Source organism: Prauserella sp. PE36 (assembly GCF_003311655.1).
GTDB classification, from domain to species: domain Bacteria; phylum Actinomycetota; class Actinomycetes; order Mycobacteriales; family Pseudonocardiaceae; genus Prauserella_A; species Prauserella_A endophytica.
Window position 1 is genome coordinate 1 of record NZ_QEQT01000021.1, and the last position, 2,320, is coordinate 2,320.

Consider the following 2,320-nt stretch of genomic DNA (forward strand, 5'->3'; position numbering starts at 1 on the left):
CCCCCGGCCTGCCGATGACCACCGAGCGCAGCCACGGCCGGCCCAACTGCTCGGCGGCGGCCTCCCAGGCCACCCCGGCCAGCCCGGTCATCTCCCGATGGTCCTTCCGTGAGGCCTCCCGTCGCCCGCTCCGCAGGGGCGTGAGGGAGCGGCCTGCCGAGTCTGCGCCTGGGTCTGCGCTCCGCGGAGAATCGCGCCAGGTATCGGTATGACGTCGTACCAAATGGGGTTTGGGCGGTGCTCAGGTTGCGAGCGGATTGTCAAGACCTTTCGTTCCAGCAGCTGGAACGCACAGGCGGTGTCCGCTGTGAGATCTGTCAAGCTCGGCATCGTGTTCCAGGCCGACGACGACCGACGAGGAACGGGGTTTCGTGTCTGACGACCATCACCGATGACGCTCCCGAGGTCGGTCGGTGCCGAACGAAGGCTTCCCTGACCTGCTCGTCACGCGTTGCCGCCCGCCTCCGGCGAGGGTGTCGGAGCGGGGGGTCGGAGCCTGGGCGGGGCGGCTTCGCGGCGGTAGGTGTGCGTCGAGACTGGTTCGCACTCCGGCGCCGCAAACCCAAGCGGTGGTCAGTCGCGCCGAGGATCGCCACGTGACACAGGGTCACGTGGAAAGGCTAGTCCATCATGCCATTGTGTCGTACACTGCGTCACGCCACATGGTGTGGCGGATCTCGCCATCACCGCTGATGTCGACCCGCAGGAGGATCAATGACGGCTCTTCACACCGACGTCGATTTGACGGGCGACCCCGCCTACGACACCGACGTGGTGGTGGTGGGGCTGGGGCCCGCGGGCGGCACGGCGGCCGCCGCGCTGGCGACGTACGGGATCCGGGTGCACGCCGTGACCCGCTACCCGTGGGTGGCCAACGGGCCGCGCGCGCACATCACCAACCAGCGTGCCGCGGAGGTGCTGCGCGACCTGGGTCTCGAGGAGGTGGCGAAGTCGCGAGCCGTCCCGTGGGACCAGATGGGCACCAAGCCATGGGTGACCAGCCTGACCGGCGAGGAGATCGCGCGGCTGGAGCTGTGGGGGACCGGGGACCGGCGGCACGGGGACTACCTGCAAAACAGCCCCTGCGGTCTGTTCGATCTCATCCAACCCCTCATGGAGCCGGTCCTGATCGATGCCGCGGGCAGCCGGGGCGCGATCCTCGGCTTCAACACCGAGTACCTCCGCCACACCCAGGACGCGGACGGTGTGACCGTCACGTTGCGCGACCGGCGGACGGGGCACGAGTTCGACCAGCGGGCGAAGTACCTGCTCGGTTTCGACGGCGCCAACTCGGCGATCGCCGCGGAGCTCGGTCTGGAGATCGTCGGGGAGACCGCGCGGGCCGGGACGGTGTACACCCGGTTCGACGCGGACCTGTCGCACTACGTCGCCCACCGGCCGACGACGCTGTACAGCGTTTTCAGCGCCAAGGCCGGCTTCGGAGAGATCGGCACGGGGCTGCTGCGGGCGATCCGCCCGTGGGACCAGTGGATCATGGGCTACGGGTTCGACATGGCGGCGGGTGAGCCGGACATGTCGCCGGAGTTCCTCACTGAGCAGATCCGCGCGCTGGTGGGCGACCCCGATCTGGAACCGGAGATCGTCAACGTCTCGCTGTGGTACGTCAACCAGCAGCACGCCACCAGCATGGGCAGAGGGCGGGTGTGGTGCGGCGGCGACGCCACCCATCGGCACCCGCCGTCCTCCGGGCTGGGCTCGAACACCTCGATCCAGGACGCCTTCAACATCGCGTGGAAGGTCGCCTACGCGGTCCGCGGGGACGCCGGGCAGTCGTTGCTGGACAGCTACTCCGACGAGCGGGTCCCGGTCGGGGAGCAGATTGTGGCGCGGGCGAACCAGTCGCGCGAGGAGTACGCGCCGCTGCGGGAGTGGCTGGTCAAGGAGGTCGAGGACCCGGTCGCGGCGGGTCTGGAGCGGTTGAACGCGCCGACGCCGGAAGGGATCCGGTTGCGGGATCAGCTGCACCAGGCGGTGGAGCTGAAGAACACGGAGTTCAACGCCGAGGGGATCGAGCTCAACCAGCGCTACGTCTCCAGTGCGGTGCTGCCCGACCCGACGGTCGGTGACGAGGTCTGGGAGCGAGACCCGACGCTGTACGCGCAGGCCACGACACGTCCGGGGGCCAAGCTGCCGCACGCCTGGCTGATCGACCGGGGCGGGCGCAAGATCTCCACCCTGGACGTGGTCGGCAAGGGGCGGATGACGGTGGTGACTGGGCTGGCCGGGGTGGCCTGGGAGGCCGCCGTCGAGCAGTTGGGCCGGCCGTGGCTGCGCTCGGTGGTCATCGGCAGGCCGGGGG

Annotated in this window: 1 protein-coding gene; it reads left to right on the forward strand. The window is 69.7% G+C overall.

Annotated features, from left to right (window positions below; all coding sequences use genetic code 11):
- Positions 1–714 precede the first annotated feature (714 nt).
- Positions 715–2,320 (forward strand): FAD-dependent monooxygenase (locus DI005_RS00540; protein ID WP_113640945.1); only part of this gene is annotated, 1,606 nt, incomplete at its 3' end.